22 protein-coding genes are annotated in these 26096 nt (G+C 36.8%); 12 read left to right on the top strand and 10 right to left on the bottom strand.

Going from position 1 to position 26096, the window contains the following annotated elements; all coding sequences use genetic code 11:
* Positions 1 to 86 precede the first annotated feature (86 nt).
* The 5 genes from TASI_RS04450 to TASI_RS04430 are packed head-to-tail and all read right to left on the bottom strand — an operon-like array spanning position 87 to position 5943.
* Positions 87 to 707 carry an SCO family protein gene (locus TASI_RS04450; RefSeq protein WP_014111573.1) on the bottom strand — a complete coding sequence of 207 codons (621 nt, stop codon included), beginning with the start codon at positions 705 to 707 and terminating at the stop codon, positions 87 to 89.
* Positions 704 to 2770, bottom strand: a complete 2067-nt coding sequence (locus TASI_RS04445; RefSeq protein ID WP_014111572.1) for a M3 family metallopeptidase — start codon at positions 2768 to 2770, stop codon at positions 704 to 706. The genes TASI_RS04450 and TASI_RS04445 overlap by 4 nt, the downstream gene beginning before the upstream one ends.
* Entirely contained in the window at positions 2770 to 3645 is an 876-nt protein-coding gene (gene folD / locus TASI_RS04440) for a bifunctional methylenetetrahydrofolate dehydrogenase/methenyltetrahydrofolate cyclohydrolase FolD (RefSeq protein ID WP_014111571.1), read from the bottom strand. Before folD ends, TASI_RS04445 begins: the two co-directional genes overlap by 1 nt.
* A gap of 9 nt (positions 3646 to 3654) precedes the next feature.
* Complete coding sequence (locus tag TASI_RS04435) at positions 3655 to 4275, bottom strand: response regulator transcription factor (RefSeq protein WP_014111570.1); 621 nt, start codon at positions 4273 to 4275, stop codon at positions 3655 to 3657.
* Between the two features lie 3 nt (positions 4276 to 4278).
* Entirely contained in the window at positions 4279 to 5943 is a 1665-nt protein-coding gene (locus TASI_RS04430; protein WP_015551111.1) for a PAS domain-containing sensor histidine kinase, read from the bottom strand.
* Between the two features lie 196 nt (positions 5944 to 6139).
* Here TASI_RS04430 and aceE point away from each other — a divergent pair, with 196 nt between their 5' ends.
* From aceE to purF, 8 genes are read left to right on the top strand one after another with little or no spacing between them, the layout of a single operon-like run.
* Positions 6140 to 8824 carry a pyruvate dehydrogenase (acetyl-transferring), homodimeric type gene (gene aceE, locus TASI_RS04425; protein WP_014111568.1) on the top strand — a complete coding sequence of 895 codons (2685 nt, stop codon included), beginning with the start codon at positions 6140 to 6142 and terminating at the stop codon, positions 8822 to 8824.
* An 11-nt stretch (positions 8825 to 8835) separates the two neighbouring features.
* Positions 8836 to 10248 carry a dihydrolipoyllysine-residue acetyltransferase gene (aceF, locus tag TASI_RS04420; RefSeq protein ID WP_014111567.1) on the top strand — a complete coding sequence of 471 codons (1413 nt, stop codon included), beginning with the start codon at positions 8836 to 8838 and terminating at the stop codon, positions 10246 to 10248.
* 9 nt (positions 10249 to 10257) lie between these two features.
* Entirely contained in the window at positions 10258 to 12078 is a 1821-nt protein-coding gene (gene lpdA / locus TASI_RS04415) for a dihydrolipoyl dehydrogenase (protein WP_014111566.1), read from the top strand.
* Positions 12079 to 12127: 49 nt separating this feature from the next.
* On the top strand, positions 12128 to 12691 hold the full coding sequence (locus TASI_RS04410) for a cytochrome b (RefSeq protein WP_014111565.1): 564 nt from the start codon (positions 12128 to 12130) through the stop codon (positions 12689 to 12691).
* 38 nt (positions 12692 to 12729) lie between these two features.
* Positions 12730 to 14010: a bifunctional tetrahydrofolate synthase/dihydrofolate synthase gene (gene folC, locus TASI_RS04405; protein ID WP_014111564.1), complete on the top strand. Its 1281-nt coding sequence runs from the start codon at positions 12730 to 12732 to the stop codon at positions 14008 to 14010.
* A 6-nt stretch (positions 14011 to 14016) separates the two neighbouring features.
* Positions 14017 to 14850: an SPOR domain-containing protein gene (locus TASI_RS04400; protein ID WP_014111563.1), complete on the top strand. Its 834-nt coding sequence runs from the start codon at positions 14017 to 14019 to the stop codon at positions 14848 to 14850.
* Positions 14850 to 15359: a CvpA family protein gene (locus TASI_RS04395; RefSeq protein ID WP_014111562.1), complete on the top strand. Its 510-nt coding sequence runs from the start codon at positions 14850 to 14852 to the stop codon at positions 15357 to 15359. Before TASI_RS04400 ends, TASI_RS04395 begins: the two co-directional genes overlap by 1 nt.
* 8 nt (positions 15360 to 15367) lie before the next feature.
* Entirely contained in the window at positions 15368 to 16825 is a 1458-nt protein-coding gene (gene purF / locus TASI_RS04390; protein ID WP_014111561.1) for an amidophosphoribosyltransferase, read from the top strand.
* Between the two features lie 71 nt (positions 16826 to 16896).
* On the opposite strand, the gene TASI_RS04385 is transcribed toward purF, so the two are convergent.
* From TASI_RS04385 to map, 5 genes are all read right to left on the bottom strand, one after another.
* Positions 16897 to 17991 carry an ornithine cyclodeaminase gene (locus TASI_RS04385; RefSeq protein WP_014111560.1) on the bottom strand — a complete coding sequence of 365 codons (1095 nt, stop codon included), beginning with the start codon at positions 17989 to 17991 and terminating at the stop codon, positions 16897 to 16899.
* Between the two features lie 112 nt (positions 17992 to 18103).
* Positions 18104 to 18553: a disulfide bond formation protein B gene (locus tag TASI_RS04380; RefSeq protein WP_241685333.1), complete on the bottom strand. Its 450-nt coding sequence runs from the start codon at positions 18551 to 18553 to the stop codon at positions 18104 to 18106.
* A 79-nt stretch (positions 18554 to 18632) separates the two neighbouring features.
* Complete coding sequence (locus TASI_RS04375) at positions 18633 to 19310, bottom strand: MarC family protein (RefSeq protein WP_015551101.1); 678 nt, start codon at positions 19308 to 19310, stop codon at positions 18633 to 18635.
* A gap of 14 nt (positions 19311 to 19324) precedes the next feature.
* A complete protein-coding gene (glnD, locus tag TASI_RS04370; protein ID WP_014111557.1) occupies positions 19325 to 21877 on the bottom strand; it encodes a [protein-PII] uridylyltransferase in 2553 nt (850 codons plus the stop codon).
* A 3-nt stretch (positions 21878 to 21880) separates the two neighbouring features.
* The gene (map, locus tag TASI_RS04365; RefSeq protein WP_014111556.1) at positions 21881 to 22681 is read right to left on the bottom strand and encodes a type I methionyl aminopeptidase; all 801 of its coding nucleotides are present in this window, start codon (positions 22679 to 22681) and stop codon (positions 21881 to 21883) included.
* 239 nt (positions 22682 to 22920) lie between these two features.
* Here map and rpsB point away from each other — a divergent pair, with 239 nt between their 5' ends.
* From rpsB to frr, 4 genes are all read left to right on the top strand, one after another.
* The gene (gene rpsB, locus TASI_RS04360) at positions 22921 to 23712 is read left to right on the top strand and encodes a 30S ribosomal protein S2 (RefSeq protein WP_014111554.1); all 792 of its coding nucleotides are present in this window, start codon (positions 22921 to 22923) and stop codon (positions 23710 to 23712) included.
* A gap of 103 nt (positions 23713 to 23815) precedes the next feature.
* Positions 23816 to 24694, top strand: coding sequence for a translation elongation factor Ts (tsf, locus tag TASI_RS04355; RefSeq protein WP_014111553.1), 879 nt, complete (start codon positions 23816 to 23818; stop codon positions 24692 to 24694).
* Positions 24695 to 24807: 113 nt separating this feature from the next.
* Positions 24808 to 25521 (top strand): UMP kinase, encoded by a 714-nt coding sequence (gene pyrH, locus TASI_RS04350; RefSeq protein WP_014111552.1) that lies wholly within the window; start codon positions 24808 to 24810, stop codon positions 25519 to 25521.
* A gap of 12 nt (positions 25522 to 25533) precedes the next feature.
* Positions 25534 to 26094 carry a ribosome recycling factor gene (gene frr, locus TASI_RS04345; protein WP_014111551.1) on the top strand — a complete coding sequence of 187 codons (561 nt, stop codon included), beginning with the start codon at positions 25534 to 25536 and terminating at the stop codon, positions 26092 to 26094.
* Positions 26095 to 26096: the final 2 nt, after the last annotated feature.

Below are 26096 nucleotides of genomic sequence, written 5' to 3'. Positions count from 1 at the left end.
ATGAGGTACGTGGACATTGCCACAATATAAGGGCGGGTCCGCAAATCAAACACAAAAAAGCCATCTATAATTCGATGGCCTTTATTTTATTTTCCTTCTATAAGCTTAATCACAGAGCTGCGAAGCTTATCCGTCTCAATCGCATTTGTCGCTAAAAATCTTGCATTCAAATCTTGATCGAAAATATATATACCCCGCGCATGCATAACTTCATAATACGCATTTGGATCATCGTTTTTCGGCTTTTCGATTTGATATGCCACACGATATCGTTTCGCTAATTTCGCTATAGTTTTCTCGTCCGAAGTCAAACCCAATATCCTATCGCTAAATGCACTGACATAGTTTTTCAAAAGCTCAGGCGTATCCCTATACGGATCCACAGAAATAAAAATAACACGCACCTTAGCAGCTTGCTCAGGTGACAATGAATTTTGAAGAATATTTAGCTCAGCTAATGTTGTTGGACATATATCGGGGCAGGATGCGTATCCAAATGTGATTAAGGTCACATAGCCCTTAAAATCCTCTTCTGTGTACGATTTATCCGTTGAATTTAATTCAAATTTAAGATCGGGAAGATTCCCTTTGATAGGATATACCGTCGTATCAGTTTGAGCTAATTGTGCGGTGTTTACGCCCGCTAGTACAGGTGGCAATGCCCACGTACCCCACCCAATCACTAATGCTGAAATCAATCTTTTCATATCAATCCTTGGTGTCGAAGCATTGCATCTGGCTGAGGATCGCGACCTCTGAAATCTCTGAAAAATTCCTCAGCAGGCTTAGAACCGCCCACCTCAAGAATCCGCTCTCTATAACGCAAACCAATTTCAGGATTTAGTGTTGAACCATCTGCAAGCCTATTTTCCTCAAATAAACTATAAGCATCAGATGAAAGAACCTCTGCCCATTTGTAGCTGTAGTAGCCTGCCGCATAACCGCCTGCAAAAATATGAGAAAAATTATGCGGGAAGCGAGCCCAGTCTGGTGGAATCACAACAGCCACTTTTTCGCGAACCTCTTTTAAAATTCGCATAACATCGGCAATTTTAAGATCCTTCATACCAATGTGAAGAGTCATATCAAATAGGGCAAATTCAAGTTGACGCACATTAAACATGCCACTTTGAAAATTCTTAGCCTTATATATTTTTTCAAATAATTCTGGTGGCAGTTTCTCTTTGGTGGCAATGTGCGAGCTCAAGAGATTCATTACATCTTCCTCCCACACAAAATTTTCCATCATTTGTGATGGAAGCTCTATGGCATCCCACTCAACTGCACTAAATGCCGATGCATCAACTTCATCAACCTTGGTTAATAAAGCATGCAATGCGTGCCCAGACTCATGAAATAGTGTTATTACATCATCATGTGTAAGTTGCGAAGGCTTTCCATCAACGGGTGGAATAAAGTTGCATGTTAAATAAACAATCGGAGTACTAAAAACATTTTCGGTTTTCATGCGATTGCGTTCTATATTTACCCAAGCACCGCTTTGTTTTCCATTTCTCGCATATAGGTCAACATAAAGATGTCCTAATAGTTCTCCGCTTTTGGTATCTGTGACTTCAAATGAAACTATATCTTTATTCCATTTAGGCAATTGAATATCTTTTAAGGTAACACCAAAAAGTTCAGAAATAATTTTTTTCCAGCCAGAGAATACTGAATCTACAGGAAGATAGGGCTTAAGCTCTGCATCCGAATAAGAATATTTAGATTTACGAAGTTTTTCTGAATAATAAGCAATATCCCATGGGTTAAGGGATTCCTTGTTAAATTCAGCTTTAGCAAAGCTTTTGAGCTCATCTAAATCTCTTTGTGCAAAAGGTTTTGACCGTTTAGCCAAATCATCTAAATAATTCATTACTTCATGAGAATCATTAGCCATGCGAGTTTCAAGTTGAAGGTCCGCATAATCTTTAAATCCTAAAACTTTTGCTAATTCATTTTTAAGATGCAAGATTTGTTCAATATTGGATGAATTATCGAATTCAGGTTTGCCGTTTTCCGAAGCTATAGTGCTAAAGCCACGATAAAGTTTTTCTCTTAAATCTTCAGATTCTGCATATTGCATTACTGGCACATATACAGGAATTTGCACAACTAATTTCCATTCATTAGGCCTTCCTCCAGCAACTGCTAATTCCTTACATAAAGCAATAACATCCTCAGGCAGCCCCTTAAGCTCATTTATATCTGAAACATAGTAGGACCATTTATCAACTGAGTCCAAACAATTTTCAGAAAATTTTTGCGATAACTGAGCAAGCTTGTCCGAAATTTCAATAAACTTTTGCTTTTGCTCTCCCTCAAGTTCAACTCCACTTAATTTAAATGCTTGCAGAGCAAGATAAAGAATTCTTTTTTGCTCTTTTGAGTATGAAGCATATTCTGGATTCAAATCTTGATCAGCTAATGCTTTATAGTGCTTATATAGGTCTTTATTTAGGCCCATTAAAGTTGAATGTTCCACTATAAGTGGCAATGTTTTTGTAAACGCTTCTCTCAATTCTGGCGTATTTACAACCGAATTCAGGTGTCCCACTACTTGCCAAGCTCTTCCTAATTGAGCTGAGTTTTCGTTTAGGCGATGAACAAATGTCTCCCATGTTAATGGTGTAGGAGCAGCTACCAATTCATCAACAAATTTTTTATTCTCGTCTATTAAAAATTTAATTGCTGGCTCAATATGTTCAGCTTTTACTGCACTGTAATCAATAAATTCATTGATTCCAACTACTAATGGATTGTTTGTAAGCATTAAATAATTCCTTCTCTTTGAGGAGTAATTCCAGCTTTGCGTTCAGCGGCTTCTACTGTATTTACTAGAAGCATTACGATAGTCATGGGTCCGACCCCGCCTGGTACTGGAGTTATGAAAGAGGCTTTTTTAGAAGCAGATTCAAAATCAACGTCACCGCATAATTTTCCATCTTCTTTTCTATGGATTCCAACATCTATAACAACAGCTCCATCTTTTATCATTTCGCCGTTAATAAGATGCGGTTTGCCAGCGGCCGCCACGAGAATGTCGGCTCTTTTGGTTTGAGCGGCTAAATCACGTGTTTTTGAGTTGCAAATGGTAACTGTCGCACCAGCCATTTGAAGAAGTAGGGCCATAGGTTTGCCAACAATATTACTTGCCCCCACAATAACAGCCTCCGCTCCACGAATATAAATATCCTTTGATTTGAGCATACGCATAACACCGTAAGGGGTGCAAGGTATAAATTTAGGATTTCCCGTCAATAATGCCCCCGCATTTTCTATATGAAATCCATCAACGTCCTTAGATGGGTCAATAGAAGATATAGCAATTTGGCTATTTAAATGAGGTGGCAATGGCAACTGTATCAATATCCCGTGTACAGTATCATCTTTGTTTAATTTCTCAATTTGTTCAATAAGCTTTTCTTGACTTGTTTCTGCGGGAAGTCGCACAACTTCGCTTATAAGTCCTAGATTTATAAATGTTTGGTGCTTATTTTTTACATAAACTGCAGATGCTGGATCATCTCCCACTAAAATCACGGTTAATGATGGAGTAATTCCTTTTGATTTGAGAGTGTTAATTCGATCTGAAAGTCCTTCTTTTATTTGAGCTGACAAGGCTTTGCCATCAATAATTTCTGACATGTATATCTCTTAGTTATGAATGTTAGAGGATTTAAGTGCAACCTTAATAAGGTCCGCAACATTAGATACTTCAAGCTTCTCCATAATGTTAGCCCTATGAGCCTCTACAGTCTTAATACTGATACTTAAATCATCGGCAATCTGCTTATTCAGACGGCCAGCAACAATTCTTTCTAGAACTTGTTGTTCTCTACTAGTAAGTTTGCCTAAAAGTGCATCATTTGCTTTTTGATTTTTAGTTTTTTCAGCTCGATCTTGAGCAACATTAATAAGGCGAGAAATAACTTTTTGAATATGAGTTAAGTTAAATGGTTTTTCTATGAAATCAACAGCACCTCTTTGCATAGTAGACACAGCCATTGGTACAGTTCCGTGTCCAGTAATAAATACTATAGGAATATCAATTTTTCTACTGTTCATTTCTTCTTGAAGTTGTAAACCTGACATACCAGGCATACGAACATCGGTAATTAAAATACTTACAGAATCAGGTTTGTAAGATTCTAAAAATTGTTCTCCACTTGGAAAGGTCTCGACAATGTATCCATTAGTTTCAAGTAAAAACCTAAGAGAATCGCGTACCGCATTGTCGTCGTCCACAATATAGATAGTAGTTTGCGAGCTTGACATGAATTACTCCTCTGACTGTAAAAATGAATTTGCGTAGGGTAGGGAAAATTGGAAAATCGTCCCACCTTTAGGATTTGGGATGGCAATGAGCTTGCTATGATGAGCCTCTACAATTGTTCTACAAATATTTAGCCCCATACCTAAACCTTTTTCTTTAGTACTGAAAAATGGTTCAAAAACTCTATTAGGATTTTTCAATCCGCTTCCGTGGTCCACAACCTGAATTTGTAAATCTTTTTCTAATTTTCTAACGATAACTCTTATGAGTTTTTCCTTGCTATTTTGCATGGCTTCGATACCGTTTTTGATTAAATTTAAAATTACCTGCTGTATAAGAATAGGGTCAGCAAGAATTTTTGGAATGTCCTTATCCATAACAATATCAAGAGTTGCACCATTTTTTTTAGCTTCAATTTCTGCTAAATCGCATACAGAATCTATTATATTTGCTATATCTGATGTCTGATGTCTGGCTTCATGTCTTTTTACAAATGCTCGGATATGACTAATAATCCTACCCGCTCTCTCAGCTTGTTTGGCTGATTTTTCTAGGGCTTCTATTACTTTTGGATGGGTATGTTCATCTTCTCTCAGAATAGTTAAGATGGCTGAATTGTAGTTAACAATTGCTGTTAAAGGTTGATTTAATTCATGCGCTAGCATAGAGGCCATCTCACCCATAGTTGTTAATCTACTGGTGAGTTCGATTTTTTCTTGTTGCATTCTATACGCTTCTTCGTTTTTGAGTTTTTCAGTAACGTCACGTGCAACTTGAAGTGTCACTTTTCTTCCATCAGTCCAGGTTAAGGATCTAGAATTAACCTCAAACCACGAATTTAGCGAAGGGGATTTATATAGATTAGTTTGTTCAAAATTTATATTTTGAGTATCAGATAATTCCTGATGTCCTTGAGGACTATTGCCAAAGAAAGCTCGATATTTTTGATTCGCAAATAAGAGTTCAAGTCCTTTATTTCCTTTAAAGCAAACTGATATAGCATCATCCATACTTTCTAGTACTGTCATAAAGCGTTCATGAGCTGCAGACAATGCTAGGCGTGATCGCTTAGACTCAGTAATATCAGTCATAGAGGTCATCCATCCCATTTGCTCACCGTTTGGACTTCTCAAAGGGGAGACGTATAAGCAAGTTGTAAATTGTGAGCCATCACGTCTTTGTACGTCTATTTCAATGCCAGAAGTTGGTGTTCTACCACTTAAAACTATATCCATTGAGCGAATGTGTTCTTTATGATTTCCTGGAATCCAATATGCATAAGGTGGGGATGTGCCAACTAATGAACTTTCATCCCATCCGATAAGTCTACAAAAGGCTGGATTAACGTAAAGTATTTGTCCTTTAAGATCAATTACTCGCATACCAGTGGACATGGAATTTTCCATAGCCCTTCGGAATAAAATTTCATTTTCAAGTTTTAGTTCTGTTCTATATCTTTCGCGTGCATCCTTCCACATTAAAGTGAAGATAAAAAGAATAAACACAGCTAGAAGCAGAATAATAAAGAAAAGTAAATCTTGATGATTTTTTAAGCCATTTTCGTGTGAGTAAGAATTTATATAATTCCTAAGGTCTTGGTAACCAAGAACAGAGAGAAATATAAGTATTAAGAGTACAACTATTGCAAACAAAACTACCCAAGGCAGCATTCTTGAACGCTTTTTAGGGGTGAAATTTTGACTTAAAAATTGAGTATTATCGTACATACTTACTAAATTTAAGAGACAAGAAATTTTACCTATTTCTTTATCTGATTGGTAACTTTTATTAAAAAGTTTAATAGTAAAATCCGTTAAAATTACAGAATTTCATTAATCTTATGAATATATAGGAGATGTGTTTTATATGACTATTAAGCAAAACGACATTGATAAGACCGAAACTAAGGAATGGCTCGAAGCCCTTGAATCTGTCTTAGATCGCGACGGGCCTGAAAGAGCACATTTCCTTATCGAACAACTTACAGAACTAGCCCGAAGATCTGGTTCAAATATTCCTTTTAATCCTCAGACTGCTTACGTAAATACAATACCACCAGGATTACAGCCTAAATATCCAGGTAATTTAGAACTTGAAGCTAGAATTAGAGCTTATGTTCGCTGGAACTCAATGGCTATGGTTATACGAGCTAATAGACAGGACCCAGGCGATGGCGGGACATTAGGAGGCCATCTTGCTTCTTTCGCATCTTTGGCTACTATGATTAGTTGTGGTCAACATCACTTTTGGCATGCTGAGACTGAAGACCACGGTGGAGACTTAGTGTATTTCCAAGGTCATTCATCTCCTGGAATTTATTCTCGTGCATTTCTTGAAGGTCGTATTTCTGAAGAGCAACTAGAACATTTCCGCCAAGAAGTAGACGGAAATGGTCTTCCTTCTTATCCTCATCCAAAATTACTTCCTGAATTCTGGCAGTTCCCAACTGTTTCTATGGGACTTGGCCCAATGATGGCTATATATCAGGCTCGTTTCCTTAAATATCTACATGCACGTGGAATAGCGGATACATCAAAACGTAAAGTATGGTGTTTCTGCGGGGATGGCGAGATGGATGAACCTGAATCAATGGGCGCTATTGGTCTTGCTTCACGTGAAAAATTAGATAATTTGATTTTTGTTATTAATTGCAATCTACAAAGATTAGATGGTCCAGTTCGTGGTAACGGCAAGATTATTCAAGAACTTGAAGGAGAGTTTAGAGGCTCTGGTTGGAATGTTATTAAATTAATTTGGGGTAGCTATTGGGACCCATTACTAGCTAGAGATAAAGATGGTGCTCTTCTAAAAATTATGGAAGAAACTGTAGATGGCGAGTACCAAGCCTATAAGGCAAACGATGGGGCTTATGTGAGAGAGCATTTCTTTGCAAAAGATCCAAGAACTCTAGAGATGGTTAGCCGCATGAGTGATGAAGAAATTTGGAGACTTAATCGCGGTGGTCATGACCCAAATAAAGTGTATGCTGCTTTTGATGCTGCTATGAAAACAGAGGGTCAACCTACAGTTATTCTAGCTAAAACCATTAAGGGATACGGTCTCGGACACGTTGCCCAAGGAAAAAATCCTGCTCACCAACAAAAGAAACTAGGTGCAGATGATGTTAGGGGTTTTAGAGATAGATTTAATATTCCAATTCCTGATGATCAAGTAGATGATGTTCCATATTTCAAGCCTTCTGAAGATTCACCAGAAATGAAGTATCTTCGAGAGCATCGAGAAAAACTTGGCGGATATTATCCTAAACGTCGTATTACTTCAGATGAAAAATTTAAAGCCCCTGAACTTGATGCATTTAAATCAGTATATGAGGCTACCGCTGAAGGTCGCTCTATCTCTTCAACTCAGGCATTTGTAAGATTCTTAAATCAGCTACTTAGAGATAAAAAATTAGGTGAACGTGTGGTACCAATCCTATCAGATGAATCTCGAACATTTGGTATGGAAGGCTTATTTAGACAAATTGGTATTTACGCAAATGAAGGCCAAAAATATATTCCTGTAGATAAAGCTCAGGTGATGTATTATCGCGAAGAGAAAGATGGTCAGCTTTTGCAAGAGGGTATTAATGAAGCAGGGGCGTTGTGTTCTTGGATTGCAGCTGCTACATCTTACTCAACAAATAATAGAATAATGATTCCGTTTTTTATCTTCTATTCTATGTTTGGATTCCAAAGGGTTGGTGATTTTATTTATGCTGCTGGTGATATGCAGGCTCGTGGATTCCTACTAGGAGGTACAGCTGGTCGCACAACATTAAATGGTGAAGGTCTGCAGCATGAAGATGGCCATAGTCATCTAATGGCTTCAACAATTCCGAATTGCGTTTCTTATGACCCAACATATGCTCATGAAGTAGCAGTTATTATGCAAAGAGGTTTAAAACGCATGGTTGAAGACCAAGAAAATGTCTTCTACTACTTAACTTTAATGAATGAAAGTTACCCTCAGCCTGGTTTAAGGGAAGAAGATATTGAAGGCATATTAAAAGGTATGTATTTACTTAAAAAATCTGATCTTAAATCAAAATTAAAAGTTCAATTAATGGGTTCGGGCACCATTCTTAGGGAAGTTGAGGCTGCTAAGGATTTGCTTGAAAAAGATTGGAAAATCTCGGCTGATGTTTGGTCATGCCCAAGCTTTACTGAACTTCGTAGAGATGGATTGGACGTAAATCGCTATAACCTTTTAAACCCAACTAGCAAGCCTAAGAAAGCATATGTAACTCAAATGCTTGAAGGAACACAAGGTCCTATCATTGCATCTACAGACTATATGAAAACTTTTGCTGATCAAATTCGTGAATTTATACCAGCAGATCGTACATATCGCGTTCTTGGCACCGACGGTTTTGGACGTTCAGATTTTAGACATAAGCTTAGAAACTTTTTTGAAGTAGATCGTTACTTTGTAGTGCTTTCTGCATTAAAAGCTTTAGCTGATGAAGGTTCTATTGAGTCTAAAAAAGTCTCTGAAGCCATCAAGAAATACAAAATTGATATCAATAAAGTCAATCCTCAACGAGCTTAATAGGAATAAATATGAGTCAATTAGTTGAAGTAAAAGTTCCAGATATAGGTGATTTCGATGATGTTTCAGTTATCGAAGTTTTAGTTAAAGAGGGTGATTCAATTTCGGAAAACGACAGCATAATAACTGTCGAATCTGATAAAGCTTCTATGGAAATACCAAGTAGTGCATCGGGGGTTATCAAATCGATGCGTGTAAAGCTTGGGGACAAGGTAAGTGAAGGTGTAGTATTGCTTACTCTTGAACCTTCTGATAAAGATGATTCAAGTAAGGATACGAAAGAGGAGCCAAAGGTTGAAGCCGCCTCAGAGCCTAAAGAGCCTAAGGAACAAACTGAACCTAAGTCAAAATCATCAAAAGAAGAAGCAACTGCATTGCCACCTGAAAGTGAACATAAACAAAGTTCTAAAACTTATATCGCTCAAAGTTCTGATGCAGGGGATAAGGTTGGAAAGACCAAAGAATCACCAACAGCCGCATTTGCTCTTTCAGGCAAAGAAATTAGAAATCTTCCACATGCATCACCTTCAGTAAGGCAGTTTGCTAGATCACTTGGGGTAGATTTAAGTCAAGTTAAGGGTACTGGTCGTAAGAGTAGAATTGTTTTAGATGATGTTAGAAACTTCGTAAAATCTGCTCTCTCAGCTCCTGGAGGGATTACTACAGGATCTTCTACTTTAGGTGGTAGTGGTTTATCTTTGCTTGATTGGCCAAAAGTGGATTTTGCTAAATTTGGTGAAGTCGATACTAAGCCATTATCAAGGATTAAAAAAATCTCAGGTGCAAACCTTCATAGAAACTGGGTAATGATCCCTCATGTTACTAATAATGATGAGGCGGATATTACGGATTTGGAAGCTTTCCGTGTTCAGCTTAATAAGGAATATGAAAAAGCTGGCACTAAATTCACGATGCTTGCATTTATATTTAAAGCAGTTGTACAAGCCCTTAAGAAATTTCCTGAATTTAATGCGTCTATTGACGGAGAAAATTTAGTTTATAAAAAATACTACCATATAGGCTTTGCGGCCGATACTCCTAATGGTTTGGTAGTTCCAGTAATTAAAGATGCAGATAAAAAATCTGTATCGGATATAGCTAAAGAGACTGCTGAACTAGCAAAACTTGCTAGAGATGGAAAATTAAGTCCTACTCAAATGCAGGGGGGATGTTTTACGATTTCATCTTTGGGTGGCATAGGCGGAACTCACTTTACACCAATTATCAATGCTCCAGAAGTTGCTATTTTGGGTGTTAGCCGTTCTTTTCAAAAACCTGTCTGGGACGGGAAGGAATTTAAACCAAGATTAACTTTACCGCTTTCGCTTTCTTACGATCACAGAATTATTGATGGTGCAGCGGCAGCTAGATTTAATGCGTTCCTAAGTCAGCTATTATCTGACTTTAGACGAGCTTTGATTTAAGGAAGTAATATGTCTGAAAAAGTAAAAATTCCTGATATTGGTGATTTTAAGGATGTTACTGTAATCGAACTGCTTGTAAATGAGGGAGATAGAATTGAGGAAAATCAAAGTCTTCTAACAGTTGAATCTGATAAAGCTTCAATGGAAATTCCTTCTGAACAAGCTGGTATTGTAAAAAAGGTTTTAGTAAAGTTAGGCGATAAAGTAAATCAAGGTGATGTAATTTTGGAGATTGATGCTGATACTACTTCATCTTCTAAAAAAGAAAAGGATTCTAAAGAGGCTTCAGATACCTCAAAATCACAGGATACACCTAAAAAAGCTCAAGAAAAATCTGATGATATAAATAAAGATACAGAAGAATCAAAATCCAAAGAAAGTTCAGATAGTGCTTCAGACTATCCCGAGCCCGAAGGCGATTTTGATTATGAATTGATTGTTTTAGGTGCAGGTCCAGGAGGATATTCTGCTGCTTTTAGAGCAGCTGACTTAGGTGTTAAAACTGCGATTATTGAGCGCGACCCAACTTTAGGCGGTGTTTGTTTAAATGTGGGATGTATTCCATCAAAAGCATTGCTCCATAGTGTAGCTATTATGGAGGAGGCTAAACACCTTGCATCAAATGGTATTACATTTGGTGAACCTTCAATTGACCTAGATAAACTTAGAACTTTCAAAAATAATGTGGTCAAAAAGCTTACTACAGGATTATCTGGTATGGCTAAGGCACGCAAAGTTGATATTATCAATGGGACTGCCAAATTCAATGACGAACATAGTTTTGAAGTCTCTTTAAATTCTGGCGAAAACAAAATCTATTCCTTCAAATACTGCATTATTGCAGCTGGAAGTGAATCATTTGAACTTCCATTTTTGCCTAAAGATAAAAGAATAGTAGATTCAACTGGTGCGTTGGAACTTCCATTTATTCCAGAACGTATGCTTATCATTGGGGCTGGTATCATTGGTTTAGAAATGGGCACTGTCTACTCATCGCTTGGTTCAAAAGTAGATGTTGTAGAGAGGGGCGATGTTATTATGCGCGGAGCCGATAAAGATGCTATTAAAGTATGGCAAAAATTCAACCAAAATAGGTTTGCAAATATTTTTGTAAATACTCAAACAGTTTCAGCTAAAGCCCAAAAAGATGGAATATATGTTACTTTAGAAGGTGATAAAGCCCCAAAAGAGCCGCAAAAATACGATTTGGTTTTGCAGGCGGTTGGAAGAATACCTAATGGGAAACTAATTAATGTTGAAAAAGCTGGAGTTAAAGTAGATGATCGAGGTTTTATTCCAGTAACAGATCATATGCGTACTAATATAAGTCATATATTTGCTATTGGAGACATAGTTGGACAACCTATGCTTGCACATAAAGCTGTTCATGAGGGTCATGTAGCTGCAGAGGTGATATCTGGTTTAAAAACTGCCTTTGATGCAAGAGTAATACCAAACGTTGCTTATACTGACCCTGAAATTGCTTGGGTTGGACTAACTGAAGAAAAAGCTAAAGAAGAGGGCATTAGTATAGAAGTAGGGTTGTTTTCTTGGGCAGCTTCAGGTAGAGCAATTGCAAACGGTAGGGATGAAGGCTTTACAAAATTAATTTTCGATTCCGAAACGCACAGGATTTTAGGTGCTAGCATAGTCGGAACCAATGCAGGCGACTTAATCTCAGAAGCAACTTTGGCTATTGAAATGGGTGCTGATATGGTTGATATAGGTAAAACCATCCACCCACATCCAACATTAGGTGAATCGGTGGGCATGGCTGCTGAAGTTGCTCACGGTAGTTGCACAGATTTACCTCCAAAACGCAAAAAATAAGCTTTTGCCCTAGCCGCGTTTCTAGGGCTTTTTTTTAAGAAGGATAGTTATGAATAACTTAAACATTTCAGCATTCTCAAGGGCTATGCATTGGATTATTGCAATACTATTTTTATTTGTATTCTGTATTCCGCTATTTTTAAAAGATATGGGTGTTCCATTTCCATATCACAAAATGTTGGGGTCTTTGGTCTTAATTCTCTCTCTTGTGCGAGTGATTAATCGTTTTATAGAAGGATGGCCTAAAGATATATCGACTAGACCATATCAACTACTAATCGTAATCTCAAAAATTGTTCACTGGATCCTTCTTCTATCTACAATTATTTTCCCGCTATCAGGCTTATTAATGGGATATTACGGTGGACGTGGGCTAGAGTTAGTCGGATTCGAAATTATTGCCCCAGAACCTATGGGTTCAAATGGCAGACCGACACCTATTGATGGTCAATTAGCTGGAACATTCCATACCGTTCACTCAACTATGTTCTGGGTATTTAGTGTTAGTTTTATACTGCATGTGGTTGGGGCATATTATCATCACTTGATTCAAAAAGATGCTACCTTAATTCGTATGCTTCGTGGTTATAAAGGCGTAGAAAACAGAAGATAATTTATACCCTCATCTTTTAGAGGGGCCTTAATCTTAATATGTCAAAAAAAAATCTTAGCGATTGGCTCTCTTATATTGAGGGCCTTCATTCCAAAAGTATTGATTTAGGTTTAGATAGAATAAGAGAAGTTTTCAATAGACTAAAGATCTCGGAAACTCAATCAATAAAAATTGTTGTAGGCGGTACAAACGGAAAGGGTTCAACCTGTACTTATCTTGAATCAATCTATTCTGCTGCAGGCTTCTCCGTAGGTAAATATACTTCACCTCATCTTATTAAATTCAATGAAAGAATTCGTATAAATCAGCAAGAAGTCTCGGATGAATTAATTATCGAAGCTTTAGAACATATAGAGTTAATAAGAGAAGATATTAGTTTAAGTTATTTTGAGTACACAACTTTAGCTGCATTTTATATTTTTAAAAATGCAAATTTGGACTTATGGATACTTGAAGTTGGTTTAGGTGGTAGGCTAGATGCGGTAAATTTAATTGACGCAGATGCTAGTATTATTTCTAGTATTGATATTGACCATACCGAGTATTTGGGAAATACACGAGAGAAAATAGGGTTTGAGAAAGCTGGCATATTTAGAAAAGATAAGCCAGGGATAGTATCGGATCCATTGCCACCTCAGTCTGTTTTAGACCATGCTCAAGAAATTGGGTCTGACTTGTGGTTGATTAATAGAGATTTTAATTATTCTGCAGATAAACTTCAGTGGGCATTTGCATCTCGAGAGGGAAAAAAACATGCATTGCCACATCCAGCTTTAAGAGGTGCAAACCAACTACTTAACGCATCTGCAGCTCTTGCTTGTATTGACGCTCTAAAAGGGGCTCTACCCGTTCCAATTCAGTATATAAAAACTGGTTTAGTAAATGCCTCTTTATCTGGGCGATTTGAAATATTGCCAGGTCAACCTGTAACGGTGATCGATGTAGCCCATAATCCTCATTCTGCATCTGCTTTGGCACATAACCTTAAAAGCATGTCCTATTTTCCTTATACATATGCAGTATTTGGAGTTTTAAAAGATAAGGACCTTGAAGGTATTGTAAAGTGCTTTAAAGGAATCGTTGATTATTGGTATTTATGTGATTTGGATGGGCCTAGGGGGAGTGAGGCTATAGAGGTGGCTGAGAGGATTAGGAAATTATTGCCACCTGATGCGGACGGACTTCCAAAAATTCTTACGTTTTCATCCCCAATTCAGGCTTATAAAGAAGTAAAATCTAATGCTAAGAAAGAGGATAGAATTGTAGTGTTTGGATCTTTTTTAACAGTCTCTGAAATTAAAGAGTTTTTTGATAAGTGAGTACAAATGGGTATATTTAAGTCATCAGGTAATCAAAGAAATCCTATACAGAAATCTAAAATTGCTCAGCAACAATCTAATGATATGAAGTATAGGGCAAGAAGTAAATTAATTGGAGCACTATTCTTAGCTATCATTGCAATCATTGTATTACCTATGATATTTTCTAACGATAAGCCCATAAATACTAATGGAGAAGTTGCTCCATTAGAACCACCTGTAAGAACAGGTCCTAAGGAACCAGTACAAGTGGTTGTACCATCTAACAATACATCGAATGAAGCACAGGGCACAGTAGTAAAACCTGCACCGAGCACAGGTACTACTAGTCCAAGCGGACAATCTATAGCTCAGGGTACTACAACTACTGAACCCACTAATATTGAAGAGCCTATAGTAGACACAAAGCCAGCTAAGCCAAAAGAACCTAAAGAGCCTAAAGAGCCAGTTGCTACTAAAAAAGATACTAAAAAGGATACCAAGGTTACAAGAACAGATGATGGTTCTAAGGCTAGGGCAATTTTGCAAGGAAAAGAACCGCCTAAGACCGCTTCTAATGATACAAAGAAAAATGATACTAAAACTCAAAAAAATGCAGCTGGTAGCGGAAATTATTCTGTTCAAGTGGCATCCCTAAACAATATGTCTGAGGCTCGTAAACTTCGAGAAAAATTAATTCAATCTGGTGTGAGTAATACATTTATTCAAACGGCATCAGTAAATGGTAAACAGACTTATAGACTTCGAGTTGGCCCTTTTGCGACAAAAGAATCTGCTCAAGCTGCTCTTGCTAGACTTAGAGCATTGGGATATTCAGACGGTTATATAGCTAATAAGTAATGAATGAATTCGATTATGTTGTTATTGCAATCGTTGTGTTGTCAGCGATTTTTGGGTATTTTCGTGGTTTTGTAAGAGAGGTTTTCTCCTTACTTACATATGTAGCTGCGGCATTTGGGACCTTGAGATTTGGTCCATATATATTGCCATATGCATACGATATTTTCGAAAATTATTATGCTTCGTATGTAGCCACTTATGTTTTATTGTTTATTCTGCTTCTAATTCTTGTCGGGTTTATAAATCGTTTTATAAGCTCAATGATTAGCTACACAGGATTAGGTGGGGCTGATAGCTTTGTTGGTCTTTTATTTGGTGTTTTAAGAGGTTTAGCCATAGTAATTTTGCTAGTTATTGTGGCTGGTTATACAGATTTACCTAAGGAGACTTGGTGGCAAAATGCCAAATTCTCATCCAAAGCAGAAATGGCTGTATTAAAACTCAAAGATATGCTTCCAGAAAAATATTCGAATTCGCTTCCATATGGAGAAAATAATTTTGTTAATTAGGATTTGATATGTGCGGAATTGTTGCCATTAATGGATTAAATCCAGTAAATCAAAGAGTGTATGACGCATTGCTTTTGCTTCAACATAGAGGGCAGGATGCGGCGGGCATTGCCACCATAGAAAATAAACGATTTTATGTTCACAAAGAACAAGGTTATGTGCGAGATATTTTTCAGACTAAAAATATGCGCACTCTAAACGGATTATCAGGAATTGGGCAAGTTAGATATCCTACATCAGGCTCAAGCACTAGTTTAGAAGAAGCACAGCCTCTATACGTTAATGCTCCGTTTGGTATTGTTTTTGCACATAACGGCAATCTCACAAATCCAGATGCTTTAAGAGAAGAGTTGTTTAAAGTAGATCGCAGACATATAAACACTAACTCAGATTCAGAGGTGCTTTTGAATGTGTTTGCACATGAATTGCAAAACTCAATTCCAGTAGCAAAATCAAATAGCGATATGGTTTTTAGGGCGGTAAAAGCAGTTCATAATCGTGCTAGAGGTGCCTATGCAGTTGTAGCTGAAATATCTGGTATTGGCATGCTGGCTTTTAGGGACCCATATGGAATTAGGCCACTATGCCTCGGAAAATTTGAAACAGATGAAGGGACTGAGTGGATGTTTGCATCAGAATCAGTTGCTTTAGAAGGTATTGGATTTTCTTTTGTGAGAGATATATTGCCTGGAGAGGCGGTATTTATAGGTGATGATGGTCAGCCTGTGAGCGAATTATGCGCGGAAAACGCAAAGCTGTGTCCATGTATTTTTGAATATATCTATTTTGCTAGACCAGATTCAACAATAAATGGAATTAATGTTTATAACGCAAGATTAAAAATGGGAGAGTACTTGGCGAAAAAAGTACAATCCGAGCTTGATATAAAAGAAATTGACGTTGTTATGCCTATTCCTGATACATCAAGACCTGTGGCTATGCAATTAGCCTCTAGACTGGGTTTACCGAATAGAGAAGGATTTATAAAAAACAGATATGTTGGCAGAACATTTATTATGCCTGGTCAGGCGGTACGCAGAAAATCTGTGCGTCAAAAATTAAATCCTATGGGTGTTGAGTTTAAAGATAAGAATGTTTTACTTGTTGATGACTCTATAGTTCGGGGTACGACTAGTCGAGAGATTGTTGAGCTTGCAAGAGCTGCTGGAGCTAAAAAGGTGTTTTTTGCATCTGCAGCACCTCCTGTTCGATTTCCAAATGTTTATGGCATAGATATGCCTACGCAAGAAGAATTAATTGCACACAATAGGTCCATAGAGGAAATTAGAGATGTCATAGGGGCTGATGCCTTGGTGTATCAAGATTTACAGGATGTAATTTCTGCCTTAAATGATATTAATCCTGATATAGAAAACTTTGACGCTTCTTGTTTTGATGGAAAATATGTCACTGGTGATGTTGATGAAAAATTTCTAAGAAAACTTAGCGAAAGTAGAAGTAGTTAAGTACAAAAAATCACCCGCCCCAACATAACAAATGTTATTGATGAGGCGGGCTAGGAGTTAAACTTTACAAATTAAGCTTTAAGGTAACCGAAAAGATCCTTAGGATCTTCAAGATCAGGTACCACAGCAAGAGGTTTTGCAATTCCAAGTTTCATTGCGATATCTTTCATATAACGAATCGCAGAATAATCTTCTAATGCGAAGCCCACAGAATCGAAAAGTGTAATTTCATCATCTGATTTGCGTGCATATTTATCGTTTTTGAATAATTCAGAAACGTAGTTGACTTTATAGTCATCGCCTTTGTTTTGAATTTCGCCCTCTACACGTGTTTGAGGCTCAAATTCGATATATGTAGTAGTACGATCTAAAATCGCTGGATCAAGTTCAGTTTTGCCTGGACTATCACCTCCCACAGCATTAATATGCATGCCTGGTTCAATCATTTCATCTTTAAGGATATGAGCTTTAGAATATTCTGCAGTTACCGTCGTGACGATATCAGCCCCTTTAACGCAATCGGCTACGTTATCGAAAATTTCAGTTTTAATTCCAAATTTCTCTAGGTTTTTTGCGAGCTTTTCACTAGCATTTCTGTCTATATCAAATAGAGCAACTTCTGATATACCCAAGATGAAATGGAAGGCTAAAATTTGGAATTCGCTCTGACATCCATTCCCTATAATTGCCATTCTCTTACTATCTTTTCTAGCAAGATATTTTGCAACTAATACTGACATAGTTGCAGTTCTAAATGCTGTAGTTAGGGTAAATTCACTAATGACTTCTGGTTGTCCAGTTTCTGAATCGACTAAGGCTCCAAAAGCAAGAACCGTTGAAAGACCTTTAGCTGGGTTGGTAGGGTGACAGTTAACATATTTAAAACTATATTGCTCATTATTAGCGATAGGCATAAGCTCTAAAACGCCATTTTTTGCATAGTTTCCTACTCGAGCAATCTTATCGAATTCTTCCCATTTGAGATAATCATCGTACATGTACTTTAACATGCCCTCAAATGTTGCTTTCAACCCTTGAGCTTGAATGATTTTAGCTATGTCTTGAGGACTAATATGATAGCTCGGCAAGCTGCCCTCAATAACAGTTTGTTCAACTTGAGGGTTCATTAATACTTTAGAGGTTTCAGTAATTGTTTGATTAGACATAAAACACCAATTGAAAAAAGACTTTGGAAATTTTAATTATCTAACATTCAAATTAACATTAGTATTAATCTTGATTAGACAAGATTGATTTAAATCAATTTATATAGTATGACTATTTGAAAAGTGCCCTATTTGGTAGACGTCGCTTACTAAATATTCCAGCTAAAGAAAGTAGTGCTATAAGTGCAAAAACCATCAAAGCCCATAGGACATATTCAATTCCAAATAAGTCCACACTAGCGTCAAGGCATGAAGCATAAATACCAAATACCTCAGGTAGCAACTTATCAAGACCAAGCCACTGTGACACAATCTTATCTGCAAGGGTTAAATCGCATGAGAATGACTTATTTGCGACTGTATATTGATATACGGTGGCAATGACCCCGAGTACAGCCAATACAAATGTCATAAATGTTCCGAATTTTTTAGCCCCATGAGATGAGAAAAAATTAAATACAACAGCAAATATAAATATTAATATGAATATTAGTCTAGCTAAAACGCACCACGCACATGGACGCATGTCCCAGTAGTACTGAGTAAAAAGAGCAAAACCCACGGATAAGACGCATAAAATAGAAATTATATTTAGGATGCTGCGTGTTCTCATTATTAACGTTTTATTAAAAATGTTTTATCTATTGTATATCATTATTCAATATTAGGATAAATTCGTGTAATCCAGTCCAAAAGATTTGAACGCCGATACACAAAAGTATAAACGCACTTAAGCGCATAAAAATTACTGTACCTTGATTACCTAATCTATGAAGTAATTCTGCAGCAAAGTAAAGACTAACAAAAATAGCCAATCCTACGCCTACGGCCCCCAATATAGTTCCAATAATATTAGCCAGAAGCACCAAATCAAATGTTGAATATGAAAATGAAGTACCTAATGTGATAGCCGCAGCAACGGATCCTGGTCCACAAGTAATTGGAAATGTAAGAGGGTAGAATGCGTTGCTTTTAGCTTTATCTAAAGTGTATGTTTCAGCAGAAATATCATGAATACCTGTGTCAGGGTCTTCAGCATTTAATAGCTTCCATGCCGCACCAATAACAAGTAAACCACCAGCAATCCTTACAGCTGGAATAGAAATTCCAAGTGCAAATAAAACCAATTTCCCGAGAAACGTAGCCACAACAACGATAAATATGGCATTTATAGCAACTTTTTTGGCTAAGATTTTACGAGTTTTATTACTCGCCCCAGTAGTAAGAGACCAGAAAATAGGAGCAACCCCAGGCGGATTTACAATGGGCAATATCGTACCCACAACTAACAAAAAGCTTCCAAGAATAATACTAAACATATCTTCGTTTTGCACTAGGGAATAATAGATTGAAGGTATAGGTATATTTCATCAATAAGTTTATTTCTAAAAGACTCTTCATAAAGTTTCTCGCTGCTAATTAGAAAAACGTCCTCCACCCTCTGGCCCAAAGTTAAAATTTTAGCCATCTCGAGGTTAATTTCGTTTGAATCTAGCAGCTTGGCAATATGATACAAAATTCCTGGCCTATCGTTTGAAATTATAGTCATTACGAACGATGAACTATTGTTTTTTTGCTCAATATTAACTTCTGGACGTATTGGAAAGACCTTCATACGTCGCATCTCTTTATTAATTGGTAAACTTTGCTCAGGTATAACACTATCCTTTGAAGTGGCAATATCCTCGCTTAAGGCCTTTTCTATAAATTTAACCTTATCCCTGTACATCTCAGTATAAGGGCCAAATTCACAAATAATAGTATCTAATGCAAAGCCATTTGTAGACGTATGAATTTTTGCATCAAGAATATTTATCTTATGTTTATGAAAAAAACCAAGAATATCTAAAAAGAGGCGAGGTCTATCTTTAGCCCAAATACCGACCCTGAAATGATCATCTGACAATGATTCACAAAATACAAGAGGCAGTGCCTTCGATTTTGCATTTAGAATAGAATTTGCGTGCCATGCAATAACTTTAGCTTCATTGCGATAGAAATAATCCGCCCCAAAACTGCCCCATAATTCTTGGATACTCTTTTTATAATTTTGGTCTTCAGATTTAAAATCTATAAAATTTAAAGCCTCATTTTTTCTGGTGGCAATGTTCCCGCCCTTAACTTCTTCGCTCTCTTTATGAATAAATTGCGATGCCTGCTCATATAGCTTATCGATAAGATTGGCTCTCCAGCTATTCCAAAGCTTAGGATTTGTGCCTTTTATATCCGCAATGGTCAGCAAATACAGAGCATTTAAATATCGAATATTTTTTATTGAATTTACAAATTCAAGTACTATTTCAGGGTGGCTTGTATCCTTTTTCTGAGCATAAGTTGACATTAATAAATGATTGCGAACAAGAAAAACCAATAGTTCTCTATCAGATTCATCTAATCCAATTCGAATGGCATATTCAGATATATCCTGTGCACCTAATTCTGAATGGTCGCCGCCTCGGCCCTTGGCAATATCATGATAAATAGCGGCAGTATAAAGTAGCCAAGAATTAGAAAAATCTCGCATTATTTTTGCTGCCAATGGATGGTCGTTGTCGTATTCTGGCATAGTAAAACGTCTTAAAAATTTAATTACCTGCAAAGTATGCTGATCAACTGTGTATGCATGATATAAGTCGTATTGCATTTGTCCAGATATATTATTGAACTGAGGTATTATTCTGTGAAGAACTTTAAATTTATCTAGCCTGCGAATTGTTCTTACAATGCCTTCGGGATAACTTAAGATATGAATAAAAATCTGATTTATATCTTTTCTTTCTATAACATCAGCATCAATTAATTTTCTATGACTCCAAATCTGTCTTTGTAGTTCAAGAGAAAAATCATTAATTTCGGCCTTAGTTTGCAAATAATAAAATGCCTTAAGAATAAGTTCAGGAGCCTTTTTAAAGGCATCTGCATGTTTCAATTTAAGAAAATTATTCTCAAGTACAAAATCTTCATCCAAACTTATTATTTCTTTTTCTTCTGATTCATTAATTTGAAGTTCTAGGGCTTTAATAAAAAATTCTGTAATTAAAATTACCTGTGAAGAAACCTTATAGTAGGATTGCATAAAGGGTTCTGAAGGGCGCCTGCCTTCTTGTAATTTATCGAAGAAAATAGCTACCTCATCCTGCAAATGAAATAGCAACCGATCGTCTGCTTTTTTGTTTAAAAGGTGCAGTAATATTCTTAACCTATTAAAATCTTCCTCGCATATCGCTAAAACTTTTGCCTCCTTGCTCGATAGCAAATTGGCCTCGACCAATGCGTCCCAATCTGGTTTGAGCCCATTAGATAGGGCAAGCCATTTAACTAAATCAAGATCACGCAACGCTCCAGGTGTTTCCTTACAGTTTGGCTCTAAAGCATATGGTGAATTATCGTATTTTTCGTGACGGCGATTTCTTTCAATTATTTTCTTATAAAAAAACTTCTTCGGGTCGTGTCCATTTTGGAATTTGGATTTAACACTTTTATATTTTTCAGTTGATCCGTATAAATATCTTGCAGTTAATATACTAGTCTCAAGCATATTATCTGTGGCAATACTCTCGTGTACACTATTTTCTGTGTGAACTAGTGGCGAAATTTTTATTCCTAAGTTCCATATTTCAGAAAAAAAATCTTCTATCTGTTGTAGGTTTATAGATTCTTCTGGAACTAGTATCAATAAGTCAATATCTGAAAATGGAAATAATTCGCCCGCTCCATAGCGCCCGACGGCTAATACTGTATATTCGTTTGGATTTAATTTCTCATTTGCAATATGCAAAATCTCTTGGTCGATTAGTGATGACCAAAGAGATAGATATTCTTTTGGGCTTAAGTCCTTATTAAGAAACTTAGAATCTAATGTTTCACGCTTCTTAAGCAGTTCCATAAATCAAGATTTAATAAATTCAGGAGGAGGGCGTACCCCATCGGATAGGGTTAAAACCTCATATCCATCTTTAGTAACTCTAATTGAGTGTTCCCATTGGGCTGATAGGCTTCTATCTTTTGTAACGACAGTCCATCCATCAGATAGTACTTTGCATTGATACGCCCCAGCATTAATCATTGGTTCGATTGTAAAGGTAAGTCCTTCTACAAGTTCTATTCCAGTTCCTTTTTTGCCATAGTGCAAAACCATAGGGTCATCATGAAATACTCTACCAACACCATGGCCACAATAATCTCTGACCACAGAAAATCCTTTGGATTGAACGTAATTTTGAATTGCAAAACCAATATCACCCAAATGAGCACCAGGTTTAACCTGACTAATACCTAACCACATAGCTTCAAATGCAGTCTCAGATAGCAATTTTGCTCTTAGAGAGGGTTCACCTATTAAGAACATTCTACTTGTATCACCAAACCAACCATCCTTAATAATGGTGACATCTATATTCATAATATCTCCATTTTTAAGTTGCTTTTCATTTGGAATTCCGTGACATACTACATTATTTATCGATGTACATATGCTTGATGGAAAAGGTGGGTGTCCCTTTGGACCATAACCTATGGTAGCAGATTGGACATGAAGAACATCGTTGATATATTCAATAGTAAGATTATCTAAGGTTTTTGTTGTAACACCTTCCTTTACGTAAGGGGTTAGGAAGTCAAGGATTTTAGCCGCATCTTCACACGCAGCTTTCATGCCAGAAATATCAGAGGGTTCAAGAAGAATTTGCATAAAAAGCTTGATTTTTATAGAAAATTATGAGAGAATTATAGTCTTTAATTTTTTAAAAATACATAAAAATTTTAGGTTTAAGTTTAGGGATATAAAAGGAATTAAACTTAAATTTAAACGTATTTTTAGATTTTTTTGATTTTATTATTTAACTCGGATCTACTCAATCTTAAGGGTGTTTGATATAAAAATTAAAATTCCAAACCTTGAGTAATCCTATAACCCTTTAGGAGAAATTTATGTCACTTATGCGTGATATGCTTGAAGCTGGTGTTCATTTTGGCCACCAAACACGTTACTGGAATCCTAAGATGGCTCCTTTCATCTTTGGTCAACGTAACAAAATTCATATTATCAACTTAGAAAAAACAATTGAAAAATACCTAGAAGCACTAGCTTTTATTCGCAAAACAGCGGCTAGGGGAGAGGATATTCTATTTGTTGGTACAAAACGTTCAGCTAAAGATATTATCGCTGAGGAAGCTACTCGTGCTGGTATGCCATACGTTAATAATCGATGGTTAGGTGGCATGATGACTAATTTCAAAACAGTTCGTAGTTCTATTAAACGCTTAAAAGATATGGAAACCGCTCAAAATGACGGTTCTCTTGAAAGACTATCTAAAAAAGAAGCTTTAGATTTCAATCGTGATTTGGAAAAATTAAACAAATCTATCGGTGGTATCAAAGATATGGCTAGATTGCCATCAGCACTTTTTATTATTGACGTTGGCTATCATAAAATTGCAATTCAAGAAGCTCGCACTTTGGGTATACCTGTTGTAGCTGTAGTTGATACTAACCACTCACCTGAGGGTATTGATTTTATTATCCCAGGAAACGACGACTCTTCTAGGGCTGTTCAAATTTATGCTGAGGGCGTAGCTAATGCAATTTTAGAGGGTCGTGAGCAAAGATTAAATGGAGTAGTTGAAGAGATTCAATCTGAGGATTTTGATTCTGAAGAACCAGTTGAGACTAACTCAGAGGACTATTCTGAGGAAAATTCTGAATCATCAGATGCTGAATAAGTTCAGTTAAAGAATTTTGACTAACACTAAAAAGTAATAATATTCGGCTATCATTGGTAGCCGATATTTTTAAGAAAACACTAGAAAATTAATTGGAGTATATATGGCTGAAATTACTGCAAGTATGGTTAAAGACCTGCGCGAAAAAACTGATGCACCTATGATGGAGTGCAAAAAAGCCCTTATTGAAGCTGATGGGGATATGGCCCGTGCTGAAGAAATTCTTCGCGTCAAATTAGGTAATAAAGCTACTAAAGCAGCTTCACGTGTTACTGCAGAGGGCTTAATTGGTGAATACGTAACTGATGGCCAGAATGGTCAAGTTGGTGCTCAAGTGGAAGTTAACTGTGAGACTGACTTTGTAGCTAAAAATCCTGAATTTATTGAATTCGTTCAAAATTTAGCTAAATTAGTTGCTACTGAAAACCCTTCAGATGTTTCTGCATTAAACTATCTTAAACATGGCAGCGGTACAGTTGAATCTACTCGCACAGATTTAGTAGGTAAAATCGGCGAGAATATGACTATTCGTAGATTTCACAGAGTAGAAACCAATGATAAAATTGCCACTTATAACCACGGTGGCCGTATCGGTGTTATGGTTGAATATTCAGGTGATGATTCAGTGGGTAAAGATCTTGCTATGCATATCGCAGCTACTAAACCTAAAGCTTTGGATCAATCAGGTATTAATGAGTCAGATCTTGAATCAGAGCGTAAAGTAGCTTCAGAAAAAGCTCAAGAGTCTGGTAAACCAGCTGAAATTGTTGAAAAAATGGTTCAAGGTGCCATTACTAAATTTTTAAAAGAGAATACACTTTTAGGTCAACCTTTCGTTAAAAACGATAAGCAAACTGTCGAGCAAATGCTTAAAGAGAAGGGTGCTTCAATTAAGTCATACAATATATTTATCGTTGGTGAAGGAATTGAGAAGGCTCAAACTAATTTTGCTGAAGAAGTTGCTTCAATGACTAGATCGTAAGCATTGCCACTTTATAGCTATGTTTCTCCCCCAGATTTACTGGGGGATTTTTATATGCAATCGCAATGTATAACTGTTAAAATGTCAGATAATTTTTTTCAAGAATTAGTCATATGGCGGATAAATTTAAGCGTGTTCTTTTGAAGCTATCTGGTGAGGCTTTGATGGGAGAAGATTCTTTCGGAATAAATAGGTCCACCATTTCCCGCATGGCCGAAGAAATTGCTCAAGTTACTAAACTTGGAGTGGAATTGGCCATAGTTATTGGTGGGGGAAATATATTTAGAGGCATTGCCCCTGGAGCTCAAGGGATGGATAGAGCTACTGCTGATTATATGGGCATGCTAGCTACGGTTATGAATGCATTGGCACTACAAGATGCACTTAAATCGTTCGGAGTAGTCTCTAGAGTTCAATCAGCACTTAATATAGAACAAGTTATTGAGCCATATATTAGGCCTAAAGCTCTAAGATATCTAGAAGAGAAAAAAGTTGTAATTTTTGCTGCTGGAACTGGAAATCCATTTTTTACTACAGACACAGCTGCTGCTCTCAGAGGAGCTGAAATAGGTGCTCAAATCGTTTTGAAAGCAACAAAAGTAGATGGGATTTATACTGCTGATCCTAAGAAAGATTCTTCTGCTACTAGATATTCAAGCATAACTTTTGATGAAGCTTTATCTAAAAAGCTAGAAATTATGGATGCGACTGCATTTGCATTATGTCGTGATCAGAAACTTCCTATTAAAGTTTTTTCTATTAACAAACCTGGTGCTCTTCAAAGAGTTGTTCTCGGTGAAGATGAAGGTACCTTGGTTCACATTTAATCAGAGGATTTTATGAGTATTACTTCTATAACGGCTTCTGCCGAATCTAGAATGAACAAGTCTATTGAAAGTTTAAAAACGAATCTTTCAAAAATCCGCACTGGCCGTGCACATGCAGGCATTCTTGATCATGTATCCGTAGATTACTATGGTTCATTAGTTCCAATTTCTCAAGTAGCGAATGTTTCTGTAGTTGATGCTAGAACTTTAAGCGTTCAGCCATGGGAGAAAAATATGGCTGGTCCTATCGATAAAGCGATTAGAGAATCTGATTTAGGTTTGAATCCTATTACATTAGGTGAGTCTATTCGTGTTCCTATGCCAGCACTCACAGAAGAGCGTCGTCGAGATCTTACAAAAGTGGTTAGAGCTGAAGGCGAGGATGCAAAAGTTGCAATACGTAATTTGCGTCGTGATAGCAACGATACGCTTAAAAAGCTTCTTAAAGATAAAGAAATTTCTGAAGATGATGATCGTCGTGCACAAGATGTCATTCAAAAAATGACTGATAAATATGTAGGAGAGATTGATAAGATAATTTCAGAAAAAGAAGCTGAAATTATGAAAGTCTAACC

This window comes from Taylorella asinigenitalis MCE3, assembly GCF_000226625.1.
GTDB classification, from domain to species: Bacteria; Pseudomonadota; Gammaproteobacteria; order Burkholderiales; family Burkholderiaceae_B; genus Taylorella; species Taylorella asinigenitalis.
This window is presented reverse-complemented; position numbering and strand designations above follow the sequence as displayed.

What these genes read in the sequence shown, in the direction of transcription:
- TASI_RS04450 (WP_014111573.1), bottom strand. Translation starts at nt 707, where the DNA reads ATGAAAAGATTGATTTCAGCATTAGTGATTGGGTGGGGTACGTGGGCA.
- TASI_RS04445 (WP_014111572.1), bottom strand. Translation starts at nt 2,770, where the DNA reads ATGCTTACAAACAATCCATTAGTAGTTGGAATCAATGAATTTATTGAT.
- folD (WP_014111571.1), bottom strand. Translation starts at nt 3,645, where the DNA reads ATGTCAGAAATTATTGATGGCAAAGCCTTGTCAGCTCAAATAAAAGAA.
- TASI_RS04435 (WP_014111570.1), bottom strand. Translation starts at nt 4,275, where the DNA reads ATGTCAAGCTCGCAAACTACTATCTATATTGTGGACGACGACAATGCG.
- TASI_RS04430 (WP_015551111.1), bottom strand. Translation starts at nt 5,943, where the DNA reads ATGCTGCCTTGGGTAGTTTTGTTTGCAATAGTTGTACTCTTAATACTT.
- aceE (WP_014111568.1), top strand. Translation starts at nt 6,140, where the DNA reads ATGACTATTAAGCAAAACGACATTGATAAGACCGAAACTAAGGAATGG.
- aceF (WP_014111567.1), top strand. Translation starts at nt 8,836, where the DNA reads ATGAGTCAATTAGTTGAAGTAAAAGTTCCAGATATAGGTGATTTCGAT.
- lpdA (WP_014111566.1), top strand. Translation starts at nt 10,258, where the DNA reads ATGTCTGAAAAAGTAAAAATTCCTGATATTGGTGATTTTAAGGATGTT.
- TASI_RS04410 (WP_014111565.1), top strand. Translation starts at nt 12,128, where the DNA reads ATGAATAACTTAAACATTTCAGCATTCTCAAGGGCTATGCATTGGATT.
- folC (WP_014111564.1), top strand. Translation starts at nt 12,730, where the DNA reads ATGTCAAAAAAAAATCTTAGCGATTGGCTCTCTTATATTGAGGGCCTT.
- TASI_RS04400 (WP_014111563.1), top strand. Translation starts at nt 14,017, where the DNA reads ATGGGTATATTTAAGTCATCAGGTAATCAAAGAAATCCTATACAGAAA.
- TASI_RS04395 (WP_014111562.1), top strand. Translation starts at nt 14,850, where the DNA reads ATGAATGAATTCGATTATGTTGTTATTGCAATCGTTGTGTTGTCAGCG.
- purF (WP_014111561.1), top strand. Translation starts at nt 15,368, where the DNA reads ATGTGCGGAATTGTTGCCATTAATGGATTAAATCCAGTAAATCAAAGA.
- TASI_RS04385 (WP_014111560.1), bottom strand. Translation starts at nt 17,991, where the DNA reads ATGTCTAATCAAACAATTACTGAAACCTCTAAAGTATTAATGAACCCT.
- TASI_RS04375 (WP_015551101.1), bottom strand. Translation starts at nt 19,310, where the DNA reads ATGTTTAGTATTATTCTTGGAAGCTTTTTGTTAGTTGTGGGTACGATA.
- glnD (WP_014111557.1), bottom strand. Translation starts at nt 21,877, where the DNA reads ATGGAACTGCTTAAGAAGCGTGAAACATTAGATTCTAAGTTTCTTAAT.
- map (WP_014111556.1), bottom strand. Translation starts at nt 22,681, where the DNA reads ATGCAAATTCTTCTTGAACCCTCTGATATTTCTGGCATGAAAGCTGCG.
- rpsB (WP_014111554.1), top strand. Translation starts at nt 22,921, where the DNA reads ATGTCACTTATGCGTGATATGCTTGAAGCTGGTGTTCATTTTGGCCAC.
- tsf (WP_014111553.1), top strand. Translation starts at nt 23,816, where the DNA reads ATGGCTGAAATTACTGCAAGTATGGTTAAAGACCTGCGCGAAAAAACT.
- pyrH (WP_014111552.1), top strand. Translation starts at nt 24,808, where the DNA reads ATGGCGGATAAATTTAAGCGTGTTCTTTTGAAGCTATCTGGTGAGGCT.
- frr (WP_014111551.1), top strand. Translation starts at nt 25,534, where the DNA reads ATGAGTATTACTTCTATAACGGCTTCTGCCGAATCTAGAATGAACAAG.